This window comes from Streptomyces sp. PKU-EA00015 (assembly GCF_013387495.1).
GTDB lineage: Bacteria > Actinomycetota > Actinomycetes > Streptomycetales > Streptomycetaceae > Streptomyces.
In genome coordinates, this window is record NZ_JABZEE010000073.1 from 1 (window position 1) to 20,778 (window position 20,778).

Annotated in this window: 20 protein-coding genes; 16 read left to right on the forward strand and 4 right to left on the reverse strand. The window is 70.6% G+C overall.

Annotated elements, in window-relative coordinates; genetic code table 11:
* The first annotated feature begins 163 nt into the window (after nucleotides 1-163).
* From HW130_RS32175 to HW130_RS32195, 5 genes are all read left to right on the forward strand, one after another.
* Nucleotides 164-634, forward strand: a complete 471-nt coding sequence (locus HW130_RS32175) for a hypothetical protein (RefSeq protein ID WP_177153306.1) — start codon at nucleotides 164-166, stop codon at nucleotides 632-634.
* Nucleotides 635-712: 78 nt separating this feature from the next.
* Nucleotides 713-877 carry a hypothetical protein gene (locus HW130_RS32180; protein WP_177153307.1) on the forward strand — a complete coding sequence of 55 codons (165 nt, stop codon included), beginning with the start codon at nucleotides 713-715 and terminating at the stop codon, nucleotides 875-877.
* An 81-nt stretch (nucleotides 878-958) separates the two neighbouring features.
* Nucleotides 959-1,141 (forward strand): hypothetical protein, encoded by a 183-nt coding sequence (locus HW130_RS32185; protein ID WP_177153308.1) that lies wholly within the window; start codon nucleotides 959-961, stop codon nucleotides 1,139-1,141.
* Nucleotides 1,138-1,554: a hypothetical protein gene (locus HW130_RS32190; RefSeq protein ID WP_177153309.1), complete on the forward strand. Its 417-nt coding sequence runs from the start codon at nucleotides 1,138-1,140 to the stop codon at nucleotides 1,552-1,554. Before HW130_RS32185 ends, HW130_RS32190 begins: the two co-directional genes overlap by 4 nt.
* 198 nt (nucleotides 1,555-1,752) lie before the next feature.
* The gene (locus tag HW130_RS32195) at nucleotides 1,753-2,349 is read left to right on the forward strand and encodes a DNA-binding protein (protein WP_177153310.1); all 597 of its coding nucleotides are present in this window, start codon (nucleotides 1,753-1,755) and stop codon (nucleotides 2,347-2,349) included.
* Here HW130_RS32195 and HW130_RS32200 read toward each other — a convergent pair.
* Nucleotides 2,346-2,888, reverse strand: coding sequence for a hypothetical protein (locus HW130_RS32200; protein ID WP_177153311.1), 543 nt, complete (start codon nucleotides 2,886-2,888; stop codon nucleotides 2,346-2,348). The two genes, HW130_RS32195 and HW130_RS32200, sit on opposite strands and share 4 nt — an antisense overlap.
* 1,184 nt (nucleotides 2,889-4,072) lie before the next feature.
* On the opposite strand from HW130_RS32200, the gene HW130_RS32205 reads away from it, so the two are divergent.
* From HW130_RS32205 to HW130_RS36860, 7 genes are all read left to right on the forward strand, one after another.
* A complete protein-coding gene (locus HW130_RS32205) occupies nucleotides 4,073-4,984 on the forward strand; it encodes a hypothetical protein (RefSeq protein WP_177153312.1) in 912 nt (303 codons plus the stop codon).
* 208 nt (nucleotides 4,985-5,192) lie between these two features.
* Nucleotides 5,193-5,429, forward strand: coding sequence for a hypothetical protein (locus HW130_RS32210; RefSeq protein ID WP_177153313.1), 237 nt, complete (start codon nucleotides 5,193-5,195; stop codon nucleotides 5,427-5,429).
* Between the two features lie 329 nt (nucleotides 5,430-5,758).
* Nucleotides 5,759-8,062, forward strand: a complete 2,304-nt coding sequence (locus tag HW130_RS32215) for a hypothetical protein (RefSeq protein WP_177153314.1) — start codon at nucleotides 5,759-5,761, stop codon at nucleotides 8,060-8,062.
* A 420-nt stretch (nucleotides 8,063-8,482) separates the two neighbouring features.
* Entirely contained in the window at nucleotides 8,483-9,571 is a 1,089-nt protein-coding gene (locus tag HW130_RS32220; protein WP_177153315.1) for a hypothetical protein, read from the forward strand.
* Nucleotides 9,561-10,427, forward strand: coding sequence for a hypothetical protein (locus HW130_RS32225; RefSeq protein ID WP_177153316.1), 867 nt, complete (start codon nucleotides 9,561-9,563; stop codon nucleotides 10,425-10,427). Before HW130_RS32220 ends, HW130_RS32225 begins: the two co-directional genes overlap by 11 nt.
* A complete protein-coding gene (locus HW130_RS32230) occupies nucleotides 10,424-11,980 on the forward strand; it encodes a hypothetical protein (protein WP_177153317.1) in 1,557 nt (518 codons plus the stop codon). The genes HW130_RS32225 and HW130_RS32230 overlap by 4 nt, the downstream gene beginning before the upstream one ends.
* Before the next feature lie 58 nt (nucleotides 11,981-12,038).
* Nucleotides 12,039-13,124, forward strand: coding sequence for a 3'-5' exonuclease (locus HW130_RS36860; protein WP_218184224.1), 1,086 nt, complete (start codon nucleotides 12,039-12,041; stop codon nucleotides 13,122-13,124).
* 723 nt (nucleotides 13,125-13,847) lie between these two features.
* Here HW130_RS36860 and HW130_RS32240 read toward each other — a convergent pair.
* Together HW130_RS32240 and HW130_RS32245 are read right to left on the reverse strand one after the other, a co-directional pair.
* The gene (locus HW130_RS32240; RefSeq protein ID WP_177153318.1) at nucleotides 13,848-14,420 is read right to left on the reverse strand and encodes a hypothetical protein; all 573 of its coding nucleotides are present in this window, start codon (nucleotides 14,418-14,420) and stop codon (nucleotides 13,848-13,850) included.
* An 80-nt stretch (nucleotides 14,421-14,500) separates the two neighbouring features.
* Complete coding sequence (locus HW130_RS32245; protein WP_177153319.1) at nucleotides 14,501-14,878, reverse strand: hypothetical protein; 378 nt, start codon at nucleotides 14,876-14,878, stop codon at nucleotides 14,501-14,503.
* 259 nt (nucleotides 14,879-15,137) lie between these two features.
* Here HW130_RS32245 and mobC point away from each other — a divergent pair, with 259 nt between their 5' ends.
* Together mobC and HW130_RS32255 are read left to right on the forward strand one after the other, a co-directional pair.
* Nucleotides 15,138-15,557: a plasmid mobilization relaxosome protein MobC gene (gene mobC / locus HW130_RS36865; RefSeq protein WP_375256608.1), complete on the forward strand. Its 420-nt coding sequence runs from the start codon at nucleotides 15,138-15,140 to the stop codon at nucleotides 15,555-15,557.
* Nucleotides 15,554-17,779, forward strand: a complete 2,226-nt coding sequence (locus tag HW130_RS32255; RefSeq protein ID WP_177153321.1) for a relaxase/mobilization nuclease domain-containing protein — start codon at nucleotides 15,554-15,556, stop codon at nucleotides 17,777-17,779. Before mobC ends, HW130_RS32255 begins: the two co-directional genes overlap by 4 nt.
* Before the next feature lie 316 nt (nucleotides 17,780-18,095).
* Here the strand turns inward: HW130_RS32255 and HW130_RS32260 are convergent, their stop codons facing one another.
* Nucleotides 18,096-19,466 (reverse strand): hypothetical protein, encoded by a 1,371-nt coding sequence (locus HW130_RS32260; RefSeq protein WP_177153322.1) that lies wholly within the window; start codon nucleotides 19,464-19,466, stop codon nucleotides 18,096-18,098.
* 600 nt (nucleotides 19,467-20,066) lie between these two features.
* Between HW130_RS32260 and HW130_RS32265 the strand changes: the two genes are divergently transcribed.
* Nucleotides 20,067-20,387, forward strand: a complete 321-nt coding sequence (locus HW130_RS32265; RefSeq protein ID WP_177153323.1) for a glyoxalase/bleomycin resistance/dioxygenase family protein — start codon at nucleotides 20,067-20,069, stop codon at nucleotides 20,385-20,387.
* Between the two features lie 7 nt (nucleotides 20,388-20,394).
* The gene (locus HW130_RS32270; protein ID WP_177153324.1) at nucleotides 20,395-20,670 is read left to right on the forward strand and encodes a hypothetical protein; all 276 of its coding nucleotides are present in this window, start codon (nucleotides 20,395-20,397) and stop codon (nucleotides 20,668-20,670) included.
* Nucleotides 20,671-20,778 lie beyond the last annotated feature (108 nt).

Genomic DNA, 20,778 nt, shown 5'->3' on the forward strand with positions numbered 1-20,778 from the left:
CACAAGCCAAGTCGCTGGAAAGTCGCCAAAATAGGCCACTGACCTGCGGTTTTGTGGGCATGTCGAGTTGCCTGTGGTGCTCTATTGCTGTAGTCTTTTGCTTGTCGGAACGGGGAACGGCACCCCGCCCCGACACCACCAACACACCGGAAGGACACGGCACATGCTTGAGACGACGAACTACCACCGCGCCGAGCGAGGGGCGGCCGTGCTCGCGGCATTCCTGGCAGCCGCCGCCACGGCTGGAGCGACGCTCACGCCGGGCGACCGCGCCGAGCTCGGCCGCGCGGCGGTCGAGGCGTACCCCCTCGGCACCGACGACTCCACCGAGACGCTGAGCTTCACTCTCGCCGACATCTACCACCACGCGGACGGGGTGAAGGCCCCTCACGCCCTGCTCGCTGCGGCCCGGATGGAGCTCTCCACCACGGTCAACGTGCTGCCCGTACTCGGCGCGCTCGGCGACGACGGCCGCCCCGGCATCCTCGCGTGCGCAGTTGCGGCCATCCTCGCGCACGGCGACGAGCAGGGCGTATGCGTCCACGAGGTCACCGACCGCGCTTACGACCACTGGGCCGACGAGGCCGAGGAAGAGCGCTTCATGCGCGTCCGCGCCGAGCGCTACGCCAAGTAACCCCCACCGCCGGGGGGCGGGAACGGCACCCGCCCCTCTGGCACCACCACCAACACCCGGTCGAAGGGAAGTACCGCCATGGGCAAGCCCACCGAGGCCGCGCAGAAGCTGTTAGCCGAGGCCCACGCCGACTACCAGCGAGCCAACAGCCCCGCCATGAAGGCCGCCGCCCGCGAACAGCTCGGGCAGGCCCGCGCCAACGGCAACGCCGCCGCCGCAACCCCCAGCAGCCGCCGCAACTGAGCAACCACCCAGCCGGGGGCGGGAACGGCACCCGCCCCCGCCAGCCCCTCCACCGACACCGAAAGCGCAAGGAGACACGACATGGACGACGTGACCAACGCCGACCGCACGACATGGGCCGCCGAGGCCCTGGCCGCCTACAACGATGCCGCCCCCGACCAGCTCTTGCCCGTGCCCGAGCAGGCCGAGCGGGTGCGGCTCGGCATCATCGCCGCCGAGACCCTGGCCCGCGCAACCGTTGGCAGCCGCACGAGCAGACCGTGAACGACCAGCAGAGTGCAGACGAGGTCATCGGCGACCTGTTCGCCTACATATTCCTTCTGGCGGACGGCCGTGCCACCCCCGACCAGCTCACCCGGGCCGCCGAGGAGATGCGCAGCACCCGCTACCCCGTGACGCTGAACGCACTGTGCGAAGTGACCGCCGCCGACGTCGAACGCGTGGCCGCCATGCTCGCCGCGTGCATGGACGCCGCCGAGCACTTCGGGTGCGACGTGCCCGGCATGCTGCACTTCGCTCGGCTGTGCGCCGAGGACATGAAGGCCGAAGAGGCGCACGACAACGCCCTGACAGCAGTAGGGGCCGGTGGGGACACCCCAGGGGGTGACGGCATCCCACCGGCCCAGCGCTTCCACCAACACCGGCCGAAGGCCGAATGGAAAGCGGCACCAGTGTAGACCGATCCGGCCGAGTGCCGGCACCCGCGCCGTGGTCGCGAGGCGGACCGGGGCGGCATCGAGCCGGCCCCGGACCGCGCTGCCGCCGGCCACCCGCGCCGCCGTCTCGCCACACGGCCGCCCACCCGCATGAGGGAGCCGGCCACCTGCGGCCATACCCTCGCACCCAGCAGCACCCAGCCCCGAAGGAGAGACCCCGTGATCCCGCACGGCCGCCCAGCACTCGACATCCACGGCGTCGCCGAGCGCGCCGGCGTCTCGCCGACGACATGGCGCCGCCGGCACCACGCCGCGTTCGCCGCCGCGGTGCAGCCCCTGCCCGGATCGCTGCGGCCCACCCTCTACGACGCCGCCCAGGTCGACGCCTTCCTGTCGGGCAAGCCGCTGCCCGCACTCCCGGCGAAGCCGCACCCCGATGACCTGTTGACCGACACCGAGGCCAGCGCGGTCGCCGGGGTCGGCGCGTCCACGGTCAGGGCCGACGCCGTCAACGGCTTGATGCCCCGGGGGGAGGAGCGCCACGGCCGCCGGTGGTGGACTCGCGCCGCCGCCGAGGCCCGCGCCGCCCGCCCGAAGCAGTACAAGGGCCGCACGCCCGGCGCCCGAGACAAGGCCCCGCGCAGCCGCCCAGATCACCGGGTGGCCGAGGTGGTCGCCGAACTGGAGCGAGCCGCAGCCGGCCGACGCGAGCCCGTGACCGCCGACGAGATCGCAGAGTTCTACGAGGTCAGCACCCGAACCGCCGAGCGCATCATGGCCAAGGCCCGCGCCGAACGCGGCAAGGCCGCCGGCTAGCCGGCCGGCAGCGGCCGGCCCACGTCGACCAGCAGGCCGGCCGGGACACCGCCGCGCATCCACGACTCGGCTACCGGGCCGATCGCGCCGTTCGCGTGCAGAAGCGGCCCACCGTGCTCGCCCATCAGGGCGGCCGCTGCCTCAGCCACCACAGGCAAGCCCAGGTAGGCAGCACCGGGACGAGGCCACGTCAGATCACGTACAACGCCGTCAGGAGCCGCGCACCAGGCGTGTTCGACGGGAAACGCCAGGTCCCAGGCCCATCCCTCCACATAAGCCAGCTCGCCGCCGGACGCCCACGCCCACGACACCGACTCGATGAAGCACTTCCCCGGCTCCCCCGGCGGTTGCTCGCCGTCCGGCCACGGTGCAGGCGTGAACAGCCGTCCGTGCGCGAGGAGGAGACCGGCGAGACAGCTGTGAGCCCATCCAGAGCGAGCACCGCGGGCCGCCGCATCGAGCCGCAGCCAGTCGACCAGCCAGAACTCAGCATCCGCCGGCCCCGCGGTGACATCCGGCGGTACCGCTTCACTGTCCATGGCGCCAGTCTTCCGCACGGGTTCGCCGTGGCTGGCTGCGGGCTGTGTGGCTTTATCGACGACTTACGACAGCAGTTGTTCACGACGGCGGGAGGCACCTGCCGCGCCAGGATGTCGATGTCGACGAGTACGGGAGGCGGTTCGCCGCCGAGGTCCGTACGACGGCGTCGACGCTGAGCCACCGGCTGCCTAACCCCGTAGCCAGCGCTTTTCTCCTCAGCCACCCGACTTCGATGAAGACGACGACGGCGGAGCGTGCCCGCAGCGGCCTGGCGGTGCTGTCCATCGTCGTGAACAACAGCTCGGCGTTGGCCGATGAAGTGCCTCCCGAACTGCTGTAGAAACGCTGCTCCTCGACGTGTACAGAGCCAGCTGTGTGTGGTGCGCGGTGGGTCCGTAATTCTCCGTGGCCTGCGCCGTTGGCGGCCGCCGGCTCGGTGGGGTGGGGAAAGACGGCTGGCGGCGGGGGGAGGGGTGCCGGGTTGATCTTCGGTCGCCGTCCGCCCGGGCGGTGGTGGGCGCGGACCGTGCCCCCGCCGTCGCGGATGACCGCGCGTGAGGCGACCGCGCCCATAGGCGGTGGCCGAGGGGGAGCAGCTGCTGCCGCGATGTGGCCGGGGCCGCCATGGTCGCTCCGCGTCGGCGCGCGCATCGTCGTGGCCCGGCAGCATGTCGAGGGGTGGTCGCACCAGGTCCGTGCACACCCACCGCCCAAGCACCGTCGCGGGTGCCCGTGGACGCTGCCAGCCGTCGAGGACGAGCAGCACCAGGGCCACGGCACGAGCACGGCGACGAGCGCCAGGAGCACGCCGACGAGGAACGCCCCCGGGCGGACCAGCACACCCGCCAACTTCGCTTGCACAAGCTAAAACAGGCTGGAGATTCCCGCGCGGCACGCCGCTGACCTGCGGGTTCCTTGCGATGCGAAACGTGGCGGAATTGACTGTGGTGCCTAGTTGCTGTATTCTTTTAATTGTCGGGAAGGGGAACGGCACCCCGGACCGGCACCACCAACGCCCCGAAAGGACACAGCACATGAACAACCCGGACAACGAGCGAGTGATCCCGCAGCTTCCCGCCCAGCGCGACCGCCGCGCGAGCTGACCCGCCATCGGGGGGCGGCACCAGGAGCCGCCCCCCGAAACCCGCCCTAACTGTCCGCCCCGCACGATAGGAAAGCACCGATGACCGCCACCACCACCGCGATCCCCACCCAGGCCCAGCCCGTTGCCGAGATCAGCCACGAGCACGGCAGCCGTATCATCACCGCCCTTGAGGGCGCGTGGGCAGCGATCCGCGCCCAGCACCCCGAGGTGCCCCACGTCCTGATGATCACCGGCACCGGCCGGAGCCGCACGGGGATCACGTGGGGGCACTTCGGAGAGAAGCGCTGGACTGTTGAGACCGGCACCGGCACGAATGCCGGAAGGACGCACGAGCTCTTCGCAGGGGGCGAGCTGTTGAGCCTGGGAGGTCTCAGGACTGTTCAGACGCTCTTGCACGAGGCCGCCCACGCCCTTGCCCACGTGCGGGGCATCAAGGACACGTCCAGTGATTACCGGTACCACAACAAGCGATTCGTGAAGCTCGCCGAGGAGCTTGGACTCACCGGACCCGCGACCCCCGCCAACGTCATTGGCTGGTCAGACTGCACCATCACCGACGCCGCCACCCAGCGGTACGCCGAAGTCATCGCGGCATTGGACGCCGCCCGACTCCCGTACGTACACGACCCAATGGCGGTCATGCTCGGCAAGGGCACCCGCCCGACTACGGGTGGAGACGACGAGGGCAGCGACGCAGGCGGCACCACCGAAGGAGGGGAAGGCGGAGAGCCCGGGGGCGATGAAGGCGGAGATGCCCCCCAGCCGCCGAAGAGGAAGCGCCCGACCCGCTTCCTGGTCATCTGCGGATGCATCGAGCGGGACGAGGAAGGAAACCCCAAGCTCGGCAAGGACGGCCAGGAGAAGCCCGGACGCGCCATCCAGATCAGCCGGAAGTCTTGGGAGTTCGGCACCGTCGACGGGGGCGACGAGGGCGGGTTGATGTGCGGCCGGTGCAAGCAGCCGTTCCGCAAGGCCGACCCCGCCGCGTAGGCGAGCAACGGTCAGGGGCTCACGGGCCCCTGACCCTCAGTCACCAAGCTGGCGCTGGCAACCGGGTGCCGGCCGGTGCGGCCGGAGGCGGCATCGAGCCGCCTCCCGGCCGTAGCTGCCGCGTCTCGGCTGACGCCGACACAAATTAACCCCGCAACACGTCGAAATTGTGGACATCAACATGTAGGCACCGACTATGCTCACGATCATGGCAGCACCTAGAGGACGACAGCAGCGAGGCCGCTCGACGGACTTTCCGTCAGACAAGGCGATTCGCGCAGGTCTGCTGTTGCACCCCGGCGAGCCCGTACGCGAGGCGTACGAGGACCTGGTAGCCGAAAGAGGCATCAGCGGTGCCGAAGTGATCCGACAGGCCCTGATGGAGATGCACAAGAGGCACCGTCAGGAGCGATCCAGTTCGATGCAGTTGAAGGAGGCCGGGTGATCTCACCGGCTGCGTGATCAGCTCTCGGGACTCCTAACCGAGTCTGACGCGTAAGCCGCCCGGGTCTCAGCTCCCATGGATGCCACTCCGACCTGCTGAGACTCCGGGCCCTAGAAAAGGCACTCAGCCGCCGTTGCTGCCGGTTTCCTAGGCCGACGAGCGGGGGCTTTCGTGCGTCCTCATAGCACCGAGGAGCTGCCGCCATCGTAGCGCAGACCCACGGTGGCGGCACCGGCATGCCTGAACGCGGTGTGTCATCAGCGTTTTATCGACAAGGCGACCCGGTATCCGCCGCTGTATCCGTTCCATCCCCTGTGTCCGCAGGGGCCATGTCCTTGCGCGCCCAGGACGAACGAGCCCAGGCGCACCGGACGCTGACCACTGTCCTTGCCGAGCTGTACCCGCGCACCGTCGTACGGGCAGCGGCAGGAGTACCCGGCGCATGGCAGAACGCCTACCCGCCCGAACAGGCCGTACCCGTCGAGGGCATGGACCTAGACCGGCCCGTCGCGGTGCACCTGGCCGTGCACTACCGGCGCGGCCACGGCCGCCGCTTCCGATTCATCGCGTTCGACTGCGACGCCAAGACGGCCGGGGCCGAACAGGCCGCCGCCGACGCGCGCCTGTTGTCCAACGCAGCAGAGGCCGAGGGCATCCCGGCGGTGCCGGCCGCGTCCGGCACGCCCGGAGGCGTTCACGTGTGGACCGGGTGCGTCGAAGGCGTCGCCCCCGCCGTGGCGAGGCGCATCAACGACGCCGCCGCCCGCCTGTGCCCGTCGCTTGACAAGGCCCCCTTGGCCAACCCGCAAGAAGGGCTGATGAGGCCGCCGGGTGCCGCACACCGCAACGGCCGGCGCAGCACCCTGACCGCCCACACCGCAGAAGAGGCCGTCAATCTGCTGGGCCCAGATTCAGCCCCCGCCGAAGCGTTCGAGCGTCTGGCCGTGAGGCTTGAGACTCTGGCCGCCGAACGGACCGCCGTCCCCGACGCGGACGACGAGACGAGCACCGGCACGGTGCCGCCGTCGATCCGGCAGCGCGGCCCGAGGCTGCGGCGCATCGTCGAAGACGAGGCCGGGTGCCCCAAGGTGGATGCGCCGTGGCGCCCGCTCGGCGAACGGGCCCTAAAGGGCTTGCGCCGTCCGCTGAGCCGCCGGGACGACCACAGCGCCTACAAGCACGCCCCGGCCCGGTCCATGGCCCTGGCTGGCTGGACACAGGCCGAGGGCCTGGCCGTTGTGCGTGACGCGGCATTGTCGCCCGCTCTGGAGTGGCTGCGGAGTGAGCGCCAGGACGACGGCCGCCGCCGTCCGCGCGCCGCCGAGGAGACCGAGCGACTGTGGGCCCGGGTGTGGTCGCTCGCCGTCGAGGACGCCGCCCGCATGCCCCGCAGGCCCGAGGACGACGGCCGAGGAGCACCCAGCGAGGTACAGCAGGCCGTTGCTGATCTGTTCGTCCGGATGCGGGCCGCGGGCCCCGCACGCTGGAGCAGGGAGTCAGGCCCGGCCGACGCAGCGACCCTTCACGCCCTGGCGTACGTCATGCTGCTCGCCGGCACGACCGACGTCTCCGCCAACATCCGCCGGCTCGGCGTGCTCGCCGGCTACACCTACCAGACGGCCGCCCTGGCCCTACTGCGGCTGATCAAAGACGGATGGCTCACCATCACCGCCGAGGCCGAACGCCGAGCAGGAAAAGCCCGCCGGGTGACCCTGGCCACCAGCCACGAGTGCACCGACGACCACCGTCACCGGTGCGCCATCTACACAGCCCCGGAGGACGTTTCACCAGTTCACCTGGGGTCTGACAGAAGTGGAACGCCCCCCGCTCTCGCCCCCCGGGATAGCTCCTCTTCCCACCTGCGGTCTGCTCTGACGCACCACCAGGCCGACGTCTGGCACGAGGCTGGCCACCACGCTGCCCGCACGCTGTGGACACTGCGCACGAAGGGGCCGTGCACGGTCACCGATCTGATGAAGGCCACCGACTACACCCGCCGGACGATCCGGCGCCACCTTCACCGCTTCACCGAAGACCAGCTGACCACCACCAAGACCAACCGCCGAGGAGAGACGACCTACACCGCCACAGATCGAGCTCTCCACCAGGCTGTCAGGAAGCCGCAGAACGTCGACCGCATGGCCGCCCTGGCCGTCGCCTACCGTGTCGAGGAAGCCGCCCATGAGTGGCTGACCGCAGAGGAGGCACACCGGTCCCTGCCCTACCGCGAGCGCCCGCGCCGTGCCCTTGCCGACCAGACCGTCATCCCCGGCATGGACCCCCGCGGCCGCGCCTACCCGCGCATGGTGAACGGCCGCCCCGACCACGCCCGCGCCCGCCGCATCGAGGCCCAGCGCATCGGCGCAGTCGAGATGCTCGCTCACGCCCAGCAGCTCACCCGCACCGGCCAGTTGCTCGACCTCCCGCACCTCAGTGCCACCGGAGCCAACCAGCAGTCCGCACACCGATCCGGCGGCCGCGCCGTCATCCCGTCGCGCGCCGGGTGCCCGCACTGCCACGCCAACCCCGGCGAACGGTGCATGACATGGGGAGTCAGGGGAGGCCGCCCCGCCGCCCGATGGCACGTCGCCCGCCGCCGCGCTGCCCAGGCCCAGGCCCGCGCCACGGAGTGAGCCCGACATACCGGCCAGAGCCGAGGAAGTGGCCCCGCCGGAGCCCCACGCGATAGAGTCGCCGCCAGCGAGAGACATCAGGGGAAACAAGCAGGACCCCAGGGAGCCGATCGCGAGGCCAGTGGAGAGCAATCCTCCCGCCGGCACACCAGAGGCCCGCCGAGCGCGGAAGCCCTCTCCCCGACAGAAATCGGGGGCCAGTCCCGAGTTCTTCCGGGACAACTTCGCTTGTACAAGCGAAGTCCGGCGCACCGCGCACCACGGCGGAAGGCCGGCCAGGCCGCCGCCGCGGGCCGCAAGGCCCCGCCTCAGGACCGGCCGACGAGACGTCGGCGACCACCCCGAAATTTCACGGCAGATCGCCAACCGCTAATTTCTGGAATACTAGAAATGCTATTCCAGTAATGTTAAGCTGAGGGCATGTCAGAGACCATGGACCGGGCCGCCATTGCGGCAGAGGCTTTCAAGCAGCAGCCGGACAGCGCGGACCTGGAAGCGGTGCGCGCCTACTGGCGTGACGTGACGCTCGGCCAGGACCAGGCGGACCGGCTCGACTGGTCGGCAGAGCAGGCCGGGGCCGTCGCGCATGCCGCAGCCGGCGCGCTGGTGCTCGACCAGGACGGCACACCCCGGCACGTCACCGGCACCGGTCTAGGCCGCCGAGTGGCCGCCGGCCGCATCGCCGTTCTGCGCACGGCCGGTTTCCTCGCGGCGAGCGCACCGGATGCCACGGGCCGCCGCCTCATCGAGCCCACCCCGGACGGCCACCGCGCACTGATGGTGTGGCAGCGATGGAGCCCGGCACCGGTCGTGAAGGACAAGCGGACCGAACGCGATGCCCTGACCCCGCTCCACCAGGGCGACGAGGCCCGCCGCCGCGCGGTGGCCGCCGCCCGCAGGATGCGCGAGTACGAGCGCCGCAACGCGGCGAAGTGGGCCGAGACCGAGGCGAAGATTGCCGCCGGCCGTCGTGAGGACGAGCTCAACGCGCAGTGGCGCGAGGCGAACGGCATCCGCAACCCATGGGCGAAGCGGCCCGCCGGGTGGACCATCGAGGCCCAGGCAGAGGCGGACCGCGCCGCCGAGGAGACCGCCGAGGCAGCGCCCCGCGAGACCGCCCACGTCTGCGAGGTCCGCGAACCCGAGCCGGAGCCCGCCGCCCACGGCCGCGCCGCCGGGGCCGAACAGGTGCGCCAGCAAGCCGAGGACACCGACCAGCCGCAGCGGACGGCCGCCGCCGGGGCCCTCGCCGAGCTCACCCCCGAGGCCCACATGCCGCAGGTCACCGGCTCGCCGACGAGGCGACGACAGTCGCACGGGACGGACAGGGACCTACGGATTGCCGCCCGCCGACACTCGTACGGCAGCATCAGCAGCCGGGCCCGTCCCTGGCGGTCCGCAACGACCGCGCCGTCGTCGAGACGGACGCGCCGCACTACCAGCAGGAGGACCACCATGACCACGGCAGCCGGCACCGTTCGCCGAGAGGAGGCGCACCATGTGGGCTGAGACTGCCGCATGGGTCGAGTGGCTGGCGCGATGGGTCGCGATCTTCATCGGTCTGGGAGCGGTCGGGCGGGTGCTCTATCTCCGGACGATCGGCCGCCGGGTCGACGCGGGAGAAATCGGATTCGCCCTGGCCGGTGCTGTGCTGCTGATGGCCGCACCGAGCGTGGCGGGCTGGCTGTTCGACACGGCCGAGGAGTCCGGCAGCGAGCCCGACGACGCGCCACCGGCCACGGACGGTCCCGCCGATATGCCGTGGGAAACGATCACGCTCGTGGCCGCGCTCGTCATCGCCGTTGCGGGGGCGGTCGCCGCCGTGGCCGCCGTGACCCGCACGACGAAGAAGCGGCGCAGGAACCGGCGGACTGAGGCCGACCGCCGCGCGGCCATCGAGGCCCGGCACGATGCGGTGCGGGAGGCGTACGGGGCGTTCAGCGCGGACATCTTCGCCGTGCTAGAGAGGCCACGCCTGGCGGACGTTGCCGTACCGCAGACGGCCGCGCTCGTCACCGCACTCGCCACGGCGGGCGACGCCCGAGCGGCCGCCGGCCCGAAGGCCACTGCGGACTACGCCCAGGCCGTGACCGCCCTCGAAATCGCATGGCGCGTAGCCGACGAGCATGCACGCAAGGCGGGCACCTCCCAACTTCCCGCGCGGGAACGGGCTGCCGTCGAGCAGGCGGCCAAGCTCTTGCGGACTGCGCTCAACGACGGAGGCACCGACCACGAGCGCCGTCTGTCCTACCAGCGTGCCATGACCCTGATCACGAATGCGATCGTCATCCCCCGGCAGGCGCTCGCGGCCGTCGAGCACCGCGCCCACCCCGTTCTGGACTCCAAGGAAGGCCCCCGCGCGTGAGTATCGACAAAGCCCCCGAGGGCCTGTCACCGCAACCTGCCGAGCAGTTGAAGCGGTTTGGCATGCATGACGAGGACGGGGCGGCGCCGCCCAACCCCGAGCCGCAGGGAGACGGAGAGGGCGAGGGAGAAGCACCGTACGGGTACTGGACCGAGCCGTGCGCGAACTGCGGGAAGCTGATTCCCCGGACCCGGCCGTCCGGGGCCGGCCGCCCGCCCGAGTACTGCGACAGCACCTGTCAGAACGAGCGCAAGGCCGCCCGCGCCCGCGAGCGCAACGCCCCTGGCCTGCCGGGGCAGATTCTCCGTGTGGAGGAGACCGTCACGAGGCTGGAACAGGTCTCCGCGGACATGCGGTTGGAGCTGCGGAAAATCAACAGCCCCGAGGGCATCGAGGCCCGCCTAGCGGCAGCCCGCGCGGCGAACGCCAACGACGTGGCACAGGCCAACCAGGAGACCGTACAGGCGAAGGCGGATGCCGCCGCCGCCCGCTCAGAAGCCTCCCAGGCCCGCGCCGACCGGGAAGCCGCCGAGGCTGCAGCCGAGCGAGATCGCGCCGAGCGTGAGGCCGCCGACGATGCCCGGGAAGTGGCCGAGCAGAAGGCCCGCGACGCCGAGCGACGCCGGGACCAGGCGGAGCGGAACGCGGCAGACGCCGCCGCCGCCCAGCAGCTCGCCGAGGAGGAACGCGCCGCCGCGACCGACCGGGCGGAGCGTGCCGAACGCGAAGCCGCTGAGGCGATCGAGCAGCGCGACACCGCCACCGTGCAGCGCGACCAGGCCCGCCAGGCCGCCGCCGCCGCCCAGGCCCGTGCCGAGGCCGCCGAGCAGGAACGCACCCGCGCCGAGGAACGCGCCCGCGAGGCCGAGCGGGCCCGCGAAGTTGCCGAGCGGGAACGGGACACCGCCCGCAGTGATGCGGCACGCGCAGCCGAGGAGGCCCAGGCCGCCCGCACCGCCCAGCAGCTCGCCGAGAAGCGGGCCCGCCAGGCGGAGGCGGAAAAGGAGGAGTTCCAGGCCGGATACGCCCAGGCGCTTGCCCAGACCAACGAGGTCCGGCGCGAGCGCGACGAGGCCACCGCGCAGATCACCGAGGCCAACCGGCAGCGCGCCGCCGCCGAGCAGCGCGCGACCAGGGCCGAGGATGGCCGGACGCAGGCGGAGAACCGCGCTGACCGGGCCGAGCAGCGGGCAGACACGCGCATCAGCGAAGCCGAGCGGCGACGGGACCAGCTTGCCGCGCAACTCGCCACCGAGCAGGAGGAGCGGCGCACGGCGGAACGGGACAAGGGCGCCGCAGAGCAACGCGCACTCGACGCCGAGCAGCGCGCCGAACGGGCCGAGGCCACCGCGGAACGGCTCACGGGAGAACTACGGGCCCGCGACCAGGAAAACGACCGGCTGCGCGCCGAAATCGCGGAACTGTCGCGCACCAGGAAGCCAGCCCTCCGGGGCAAGAAGGCGACCGCCGAGGCCGAGCCGGCCCCGGTAGAGGTCCACCCGCTTCAGAGCGCCGTGCCGTTGGACGGCGAAGACGACGAGCCGCCGGCCTGAACCGAGGAAGTCACCGCAGGCAGTAACCCGCACCCCCTGACGAGAGGTTGGGCACTACGTGACGACCACGACGAGCACCAGGGCCACGGGCAAGGTGCCCGCCCAGCCCATCGAGACCTACGACGGACTGCCGGTGTACACGTCCGGGGAGACGCCGGAAGGGCTCATGACCGTTCGGCAGTTGGAGGACGCCAGCCGCAGGCGGACACCGGGCCAGAAGCCCCGCGCCTATCTGCGCTACCGCACCCGCTACCGGGGCAGCGACATGATCGAGCTGTACCACGTCGATGACACCCGGGCCGTCCAGCCGCTCTCTCCCCGCCAAGAGGCGCAGAAACTCGCCCGCCGCACGTGCATCCTGTGTCAGACCGTGGCCGACCGCCCGCTGTCTGCGCGCGGCCGGCGACACTTCCCGTGGCTTCCCGTCTCGGGCCGCATCTGCACCCCCTGCGAGAACGCAGCCGCCGACCGGTGGCAGCGCACATGTCTGCGGTGCGGAACCGAGTTCCTGCACAACGACAGCGTGTGCTACCGCGAGTGCATCGCATGTGAGGAGGCGCGCAAGCGGGGCGAGGAAGTCGCCCGTCGGCTCGCTCGGCGGCACTGTCCCGACTGCACCATTCAGACCGCCACCCGCGAGGAGATCGAGGCCGCCGACGCCGCCGACGACTTCCGCCACGCGTTCGGGTTTCCCCGCACCTGCGAGGCGTGCAAGGTGGAGCGGAAGGGGAGGGCCGAGGAGGCCCGCAGGGCAGGCGAGCGGAAACGGTGGGACGAGCTGAGCCCGGTTCGGCAGTGGGCCCGCCGGGTGATGGCCGCACCGCACGAGTACGCGATCCTTGACACGGAGACCACGGGACTTGAGTGGGACGCGAAGATCGTGGAAATCAGCGTCACGGACGGGGCTGGGAGTGTGTTGCTGGACACCCTTGTACATCCCGGGGGACCGATTCCCGAGGAGGCTACCGCGATCCACGGAATCACCGACGTGGAGGTGAAGAACGCGGATCGGTTCGGGCGATCCTGCCCCGGCTCACGAGAGCGCTCGAAGGCCGGCGCGTCATCATCTACAACCAGCAGTACGACACCGGAGTTTTGGCCTACGAGCTCAGCCGCCACTACCAGGAGCACAGCCCCATCCTGACCGGACTGGAGCCGTTGCGGCGGTACGAGCGGCACCCGGCAGCCGCGGAATGGATGGACGCCCAACAGTGGGACCGGTGTGCGATGCTCGCCTACGCGGTGCACGTCGGGGAATGGTCTGACTACTGGGGCGGCTGGAGTTGGCAGAGGCTCGGAGGAGGTCACCGGGCACTCGGGGATTGCCGAACGGTGGTTGAGCGAATCAGGGAAATGGCCGAGCGGCCCGACCCCTTTTAGCCCCTGCCCGCACGACGAGAGCCCGCACCCACGAGGATGCGGGCTCCCGCCTTTTCCACACCCCAACACGACTTAGCTTGCACAGGCTAAACGGTGGTTGGGCGGTGGGTGTGCACGGACCTGGTGCGACCACCCCTCGACATGCTGCCGGGCCACGACGATGCGCGCGCCGACGCGGAGCGACCATGGCGGCCCCGGCCACATCGCGGCAGCAGCTGCTCCCCCTCGGCCACCGCCTATGGGCGCGGTCGCCTCACGCGCGGTCATCCGCGACGGCGGGGGCACGGTCCGCGCCCACCACCGCCCGGGCGGACGGCGACCGAAGATCAACCCGGCACCCCTCCCCCCGCCGCCAGCCGTCTTTCCCCACCCCACCGAGCCGGCGGCCGCCAACGGCGCAGGCCACGGAGAATTACGGAGATTGGGCGCCCCTACACATCAGGCCCGGGGCTGCAACTGACTACCTTGTTAAACTGCACAGCGATGCTCAGGAGAGGATGAGGCGGGTGATTGCTTCCCGGGCGATGCGGCCAACGGTGTAGATCTGTGCTTGTAGTTCTGCCCTGCGTGCGCGTGCTGCGCGTGAGCGTGAGGCGCCGGAACCGATGAGGTTTTCCGCGTGGAGTTGGGCGACTACCGGTTCACTGACGCGGTATGCCGCGAGCTGTGCGGAGGCGATGAGGTCAGGGGCGATATCCACGGCGATTTTGTCGGTGAACTGTTCGTTCGGTGTTCCGGGACGGCGACCGGCGAGCCGCTGGGCTTCCTGCTCGCTCGGCCTGAACGGTGCCCAAGGGCCGGCGAGGTCAGGGGCGGCCAATCGCACGCGCATGGAGGCTTCCACCAGGTGACTTGCGCCGGGCCAGGTGCCGGGCCGGAGGGCGAGCGCTTCCAGCCGAACGGCTTGAGGTGTCGGGGCATCGAGGGCGAGGCCCAGGCGCGCGCGCTCGGCGTCGACCCAGGCCGCTTCCGCAGCAGCGTTCTCCCTGGCGATCCGGCGCAGTTCGTCGCCTTGCCACTTGTGTAGCCACACGAAGGTGTTGACCTTTCCGGAGATCAACGCGATTCCTCTCTGTGGTATGTCCGTGGACGAGTCGGCCCCGACCCTTTAAAGCAGGCCGGGGCCGAGGAATCGAGGGGTCAGGAACCGTTGGAGGCCGCTGTGGGCACCGCGGATTCTGTCGCGTCTGGGGTGCGCGGCCCGGGTGCTGTCGGAGCGGCAGCCCGGGGCCGCTTGGTGCGTGCCCCCTTGGGCCGTCCCTGCGGTCGACGCGTCGGTTCCTCCGCTCCCATCTGCCGCAGTTCCTCGGGCGTCCAACCCGCCGCTTGAGCGTCGGAGTAGGCCGCACCGTAGGTCTTTTCATTGGCATTGATGAGCTCTTGCAGACGCTTGCGCTCAGCGATCGCATCGGCGAGAGGAGGGATGACGTTCATGCGCGTGGCCAGCAGCTCTTGCGCGGTGGCGAGGATCGGCGACTGTGTGTCAGTTCCCGGTGCGTTGTCGGCAGGTGTCGTCATGCGCGCCATGGTAGCGCCGCACCTGCTCCGGGCGCGTGAACTTCCCGCCCCGGAGCAGGTGCGGGTGGACAGGCGGGGGCTGCTCCCCCGCCCCATTCGCGGCGGAGCCGCGAGCCGCCCTAGAAGCCCGGCACCCCAGCCGACTACCCTCCTGCGTCGGAGCAAGTTAGTGGATAAGGTGACCTTATCCAGCCATCGGGCTCCGGTCGTCGCGCCGCTCGACCAGTCCCCGATGACTTTTCGGTCCGGGCACGGACCGATGGAGGGATGGATTTTGGGAACTGACAACACGCCAAAGCGCCGCCGACCGCGACGCGAAGACGCTCCCCGACGAGAGCGTGTGAACGCACGTTTCAATGAGCTTGAGTACGCCACTTTGATGACGGCCGCAGCGGCAGTCGGCATGTCCGTCACGGCCTACGTGGCAACGGCCGCCGTAGCTGTAGCACGAGAAGAGGTGTCACCCGCTCCGGTCGACTTCAAAGAGCGCATGCGGACACTGTCCGATGCGCGAATTGCGGTCAACCGGATCGGAACCAACCTCAACCAGATTGCCGCTGTGCTGAACTCGGAGGGCGAGGAGACCCCCGAGCGCCTGGCGGCAGTTCTGGAGCGGGTAGAGCGGGCGGTGCGTTCGTTGGACGAGGCGACGATTGCAGTGATGGAGGGCCGGGCGTGATTCCGAAGAAGGCGAAGGCCGGCGGACGTACTGCGGGGTTGCTGTACTACCTGTACGGCCCGGGGCGGGCGAACGAACACGTTGACCCGCACATGATCGCGGCGTGGGACGGTGGCGTACTGGACCCGGGCCGGGACGAGGGGACCACTATCCCCGTTCTTGCGTCACTGCTCGATGCCCCGCTGTACGGTCTTGAGGGCAAGATTCCCGACCAGCACGTGTACCACGTGCCGGTGTCCAATGACGCATCCGACCGCATCCTTTCCGACGAGGAATGGGCCGACGTGGCGCGCGAAATCATGGACGCTGCGGGCATCGCACCAAAGGGCGACCCCATGGGCGCGCGATGGGTTGCCGTCCGGCATGACCCCCAGCACATCCACATCGTTGCCACCTTGGCACGGCAGGACGGCCGAGCCCCGAACCTGAGACGGGACATGGTGAAGATGCAGGCTCGCGCCCGGGAATTGGAAGTGCGGTACGACCTGCGCCGACTGACGAGCGGAGACAAGACCGCGAGCCGGTGGCCGACGACGGCCGAGGCCGAGAAGGCGAAGCGCAAGGGCCGCGACGAGACGCCGCGGATGACGCTTCAAGGGAAGGTCCGACAGGCCGCCGCCGCTGCCGGATCGGAAGACGAGTTCTTCGCCGCCATCCAGCGAGCAGGTATCCGGTTGAACCAGCGAACCGCACCGGACGGAACGGTCACCGGGTACTCCGTTGCACTGCCCGGAGACCGGACCGGTGCAGGCCGCGCCGTGTGGTTTTCCGGCTCGCGACTCGCCCCGGATCTGTCCCTTCCCCGAGTGCGCGAGCGCTGGACGGGAGTGTCGGCCGGGGCCGGGACCGCCGGTGCTGGACAGTTCACCAGCCAGGCCACCGCGTGGCAGGCAGCCGCCTGGCAGGTCCACCAGGCCGCCGCAATTCTGGGGCAGGCCGGGAACCAGGCTGGCGCGGGCGAGATGGTCGCGCTCTCCGATTTCCTGACGACGTACGCCGCCCAGGCCCCGGCAGAAGTGCGCCAGGAACTGAGAGACGCCGTCCGAGCATTCGAGCGCGCCGGCCGTGCCCCGACATCCCGTCAGATGCACAGTGCCGCGAGCAACCATCTGCGCATGGCGACGCAGCTTGTCGTCATGAGCGCATCGCTCGGCGTGAACGGTGGAGAGGCAGCGGCAGCGATCACGATTCTGGTCGCCGTTGCTCTGGCCGTCATCGCTGCCCAGCGATTCCACCAGGCCGCCCAGCACCGCGCCCAGGGGCAGGCCGCCGCACAAGCCGGCTACCACCTGCGTGCCGCTACCGAAGTCGCTTACGGCGCGAGCAACACCGGCAGCCGGCGCGGAAGCCGCGCCACCTGGCGCAGGATTACGGAACGGCAGGACGGCCCCGCACTAATCGAGACGTACGCGCCCGTTGTGCGTGCGTCGTTGCCCGAGCAGGCGGAAAGGGTGCTCAGCGAGGACGCGTGGCCCGCTCTCGCCGTCACACTCAAGCAGGCTGAGAACGCCGGCTACGACCCTGCACAAGTGCTCGCCGAAATGGCGGCCCAACGCAGTTTTGGGGACGCCGAGAGCGTCGCCGAAGTCTTGGTGTGGCGACTGCAACGCCGCATGGTCAGAGACACCCCCGCCACAGTCAGCGGCAAGCCCCAGCCGACTACAGCCCGCCCCACCGCAACCACTCTGGAGGGGGCCACAGGGGCTGGCGAAGCACGCACGCCCACCGGGGTGGAGAGGGAAGGCAGTGCGGACGGAGAGGCGGCACCTACAGGACCCGTCACGCCCCTGCCCGTCGTCGGCCGCAGCGAGTCGATTGAGTCCACGCCGCTTGGCGGAGAGGACGCACCCACTTTCGGAGACGCCGTGCGCCGCGCAGTGCCGTCCTACGCGTCCGATGTGCTCGCCGACCCGGCGTCGGCGACCCTGGCCGCCTACCTCATCAAGGCGTCGGGCGAGGGTCACGCACCCGCCGAATTGCTCGCCGAAGTAGCCGGCGCCCGTGACCTGGCGGACGCCGACAGCGTGGCCCAAGTGCTCGCCTGGCGACTCCAAGGCCGACTGGGCGGCACAGGGAAGCCGGAACCGCTTCCCCGTACTACCGCCAGGCGCACGACGCCAGCCGGAGCGCAATCCCGAAACCCCGGCGAGCGCACCGCCGCCGAACTCGCCGCCCAGCAAGCCGCACAGCGACGCAACCAGTCCCGTGGACCGCGCCGCTAGGCCCGCCCGTGCCTGCCTCAAGAGTGGCGAAAACCTCCGGTCACACAAGAGCAGGACAGCTAGCGTCAGACACGAGGCGACCCCAGAAAGGGACACGTGATGAGCAAGGAGAACGGGGTGAACCGGTGAGCGACGTCAACCCGATGGAACAGGCAGCCGGGCAGGCCGTGCAGACGGCCGCCGTCGCCCTTCAAGTGCTGATCTTGGCGTCGCAAGCCTTGAGCGAGGCGTCACGGCGCGAGGTGCCCCACGCGGCACCGACGCCGACGCCAGCCCCCCAGCAGCAGCCCCCCGCGCAGCAGCAGACCGATCCGGATCACGAGCGGTACGCGCACTTGGTGCGTGGAATCGTCCGGCCGCCAGCCGTGGCCGAAGCGATGGTGAAGGCACCGCAGTGGCCCCAGCTCGCAGGCGAGCTGAAGAAACTGGAGAGCGCCGGAGTGAACGTGGGGCAGTTCCTCACCGACGCGGCCCCCGTCATCGCGCGCATGGATGCGGACTTGCGGGCAGGCGCACCCGCGCCGGGCGTCACCGCGTCGCCCGCCGCAAATCTGCGCGACCCGTGGGCACCCACCGCTGGCCAGGAGCGTGCCCAGCGCGACGAGCCGGGCATGGTCAAGAAGTTCGTGGAGTGGGTCAAGCAGGCCGTGTCCAAGCTGTTCAAGAAGGCCACCGGCCAGGACAAGCCCACCGCGCTCGGCGAGCGAAGTAAGGAGCTTGCCCGACTCGGCATCAGTGCCCAGGAGAACTCACGGCTTGTCGTCGTCGCCCGCGAATCCTTGGCCGACGAGGGCATGTTGAACCAGATGGTCACCTCGCGCGAGTGGCCCGGCATCGCCAGCCAGATCAAGGCACTCCAGGAGGCCGGGCACAACCCGCGCGAGGCCCTGGCGGGAGTCCCCACACGCATGCAGCAGGCAGCCGCCGCCGGAATCACCCTCCGCCCGTCCGAGGCCGCCCGCGGAGTCTTAACCGACCAGGCCAAAACCCCCGTCCCTTTCCCCGCTCGACCTACCGCCCCCACTCCCCTGGCACCCGCCGCCGCACCGTCGACCACGTCGACGAGCCTCACGGCCGGACTCGCCCCGGCGTCCGCGCCGATGAGTCCGCCGCCGTCCGCCACCCAGTCGTCCGCGCCGATGAGTCCGCCGCCGTCCGCCACCCAGTCGTCCGCGCCGATGAGTCCGCCGCCGTCCGCCACCCAGTCGTCCGCGCCGATGAGTCCGCCGCCGTCCGCCACCCAGTCGTCCGCGCCGATGAGTCCGCCGCCGTCCGCCACCCAGTCGTCCGCGCCGATGAGTCCGCCGCCGTCCGCCACCCAGTCGTCCGCGCCGATGAGTCCGCCGCCGTCCGCCACCCAGTCGTCCGCGCCGATGAGTCCGCCGCCGTCCGCCACCCAGTCGTCCGCGCCGATGAGTCCGCCGCCGTCCGCCACCCAGTCGTCCGCGCCGATGAGTCCGCCGCCGTCCGCCACCCAGTCGTCCGCGCCGATGAGTCCGCCGCCGTCCGCCACCCAGTCGTCCGCGCCGATGAGTCCGCCGCCGTCCGCCACCCAGTCGTCCGCGCCGATGAGTCCGCCGCCGTCCGCCACCCAGTCGTCCGCGCCGAGGAGCCCCACCGAGGCATCCGCCCCCGCGAGGACAGATGCCCGCGCTGCGGCAGCGTCGGCACAGTCCACCACCGCCACGCCCGGCGTAACTCCATCACCGGGACCGCAGGCAGCGCCGGCCGCGCCCGCCGCACCGGCCACGCCGGCCCGTACCCACGGCCGCTGATAGCCCACCCAGACTGAGGAGGAACAGATGAATCCCCATGCGCGAACCCCGCGGCGGGCGAGCGAGGACGAGCCGGCCCGCAAGCCGGATTCCACCACGACCGGTACCACCGGCGAGGGCAGCACGGATGATGCCGAGGCCCGCCGCCAGGCTGCCGCGCACGCCCGTAGCAGCGCCGCAGCCGAGTCCCGTTCGGATGCCGCACGCGGTGACGCCGACGCGGCCCGAGGCCGCGCCGCCGAGGCGGACGGACGCGGAGATGCGGCCACAGCCAGGGCCGAGTGGAGCGACGCGGCAGGGCTGGACGGACTCGCCGCCCACGAGGCCGACACGTCGGCCATCGACGCCCGCGCCGCAGCCGCCGCCGCGCAGTCCAGCACTGTTCCGGCAGGCCAGCGCGGCCGTGGACGCGCTGGCCGCAAGGCGGCCACACCACCGGTCGGTCAGAGGACAACGCCAGCACCAGCCGCTAGCACTGCACCGCCACGCCGAGTCTCGTAGGAGATCAGCCAATGACCGCTACAGCGCCCACAGGACTGCGAACCACGTTGCTTGTGCTCTATACCGAGGCACTGGAGGAATGCCGGGACTTCTACACAGGGCTTGGACTGAGCTTCGCGCCTGAGCAACACGGCACAGGGCCTGAGCACTATGCCGCGGTGCTTCCGGATGGCATGGTGATCGAGCTTTACCCGGCAACCGCGGAGCGAGTCACCCGCACTCTGCGCTTGGGCTTCTCGGTGGACGGGGCGGCCATGGAACCGCCGCTTGCCCCGGGGCGTCATCTGCGTAAAGATCCAGAAGGCCGCAAGGTCGAACTGCACGCGATCTGACGAGGGCATGATGAGCACAGGACCGGCAGAGACAGTCACGACCGCCATCCGCTCGGCGCTTGGCGATGACGTGCAGGTCACCGTTCAGGAGTTCTCATCTGGGGCCCTGGCCATCACGATTCGTCGGGGTGAGCGGACGGCCATGATCGATGCCCGGTCGCCAAGCGAGTGGGCTGTATCGGTAGAGCCTTCAGAGAGCGAGGCTTTCACCGGCCACGATCACACAGCCAGTTCGCTTGCCGAGGTGGTCGACATCGTGCGCCGGGAATGGTCGCCCCGCTGATCCCAAGTCCCTGCGGTCATCATGGGACTTGGTAGCAGTCCTGCCGGGTGTCTGATGGCTGGTCTGTGAGTGGAGGAATGCCGGTGTCTGAGTCCCCTGAGTCGGGGC

Bases quoted from the DNA above. Each gene is read 5' to 3' on its own strand.
- HW130_RS32175 (WP_177153306.1), top strand. From the start codon at position 164: ATGCTTGAGACGACGAACTACCACCGCGCCGAGCGAGGGGCGGCCGTG.
- HW130_RS32180 (WP_177153307.1), top strand. From the start codon at position 713: ATGGGCAAGCCCACCGAGGCCGCGCAGAAGCTGTTAGCCGAGGCCCAC.
- HW130_RS32185 (WP_177153308.1), top strand. From the start codon at position 959: ATGGACGACGTGACCAACGCCGACCGCACGACATGGGCCGCCGAGGCC.
- HW130_RS32200 (WP_177153311.1), bottom strand. From the start codon at position 2,888: ATGGACAGTGAAGCGGTACCGCCGGATGTCACCGCGGGGCCGGCGGAT.
- HW130_RS32205 (WP_177153312.1), top strand. From the start codon at position 4,073: ATGACCGCCACCACCACCGCGATCCCCACCCAGGCCCAGCCCGTTGCC.
- HW130_RS32210 (WP_177153313.1), top strand. From the start codon at position 5,193: ATGGCAGCACCTAGAGGACGACAGCAGCGAGGCCGCTCGACGGACTTT.
- HW130_RS32215 (WP_177153314.1), top strand. From the start codon at position 5,759: ATGTCCTTGCGCGCCCAGGACGAACGAGCCCAGGCGCACCGGACGCTG.
- HW130_RS32220 (WP_177153315.1), top strand. From the start codon at position 8,483: ATGTCAGAGACCATGGACCGGGCCGCCATTGCGGCAGAGGCTTTCAAG.
- HW130_RS32225 (WP_177153316.1), top strand. From the start codon at position 9,561: ATGTGGGCTGAGACTGCCGCATGGGTCGAGTGGCTGGCGCGATGGGTC.
- HW130_RS32245 (WP_177153319.1), bottom strand. From the start codon at position 14,878: ATGACGACACCTGCCGACAACGCACCGGGAACTGACACACAGTCGCCG.
- mobC (WP_375256608.1), top strand. From the start codon at position 15,138: ATGGAGGGATGGATTTTGGGAACTGACAACACGCCAAAGCGCCGCCGA.
- HW130_RS32265 (WP_177153323.1), top strand. From the start codon at position 20,067: ATGACCGCTACAGCGCCCACAGGACTGCGAACCACGTTGCTTGTGCTC.
- HW130_RS32270 (WP_177153324.1), top strand. From the start codon at position 20,395: ATGATGAGCACAGGACCGGCAGAGACAGTCACGACCGCCATCCGCTCG.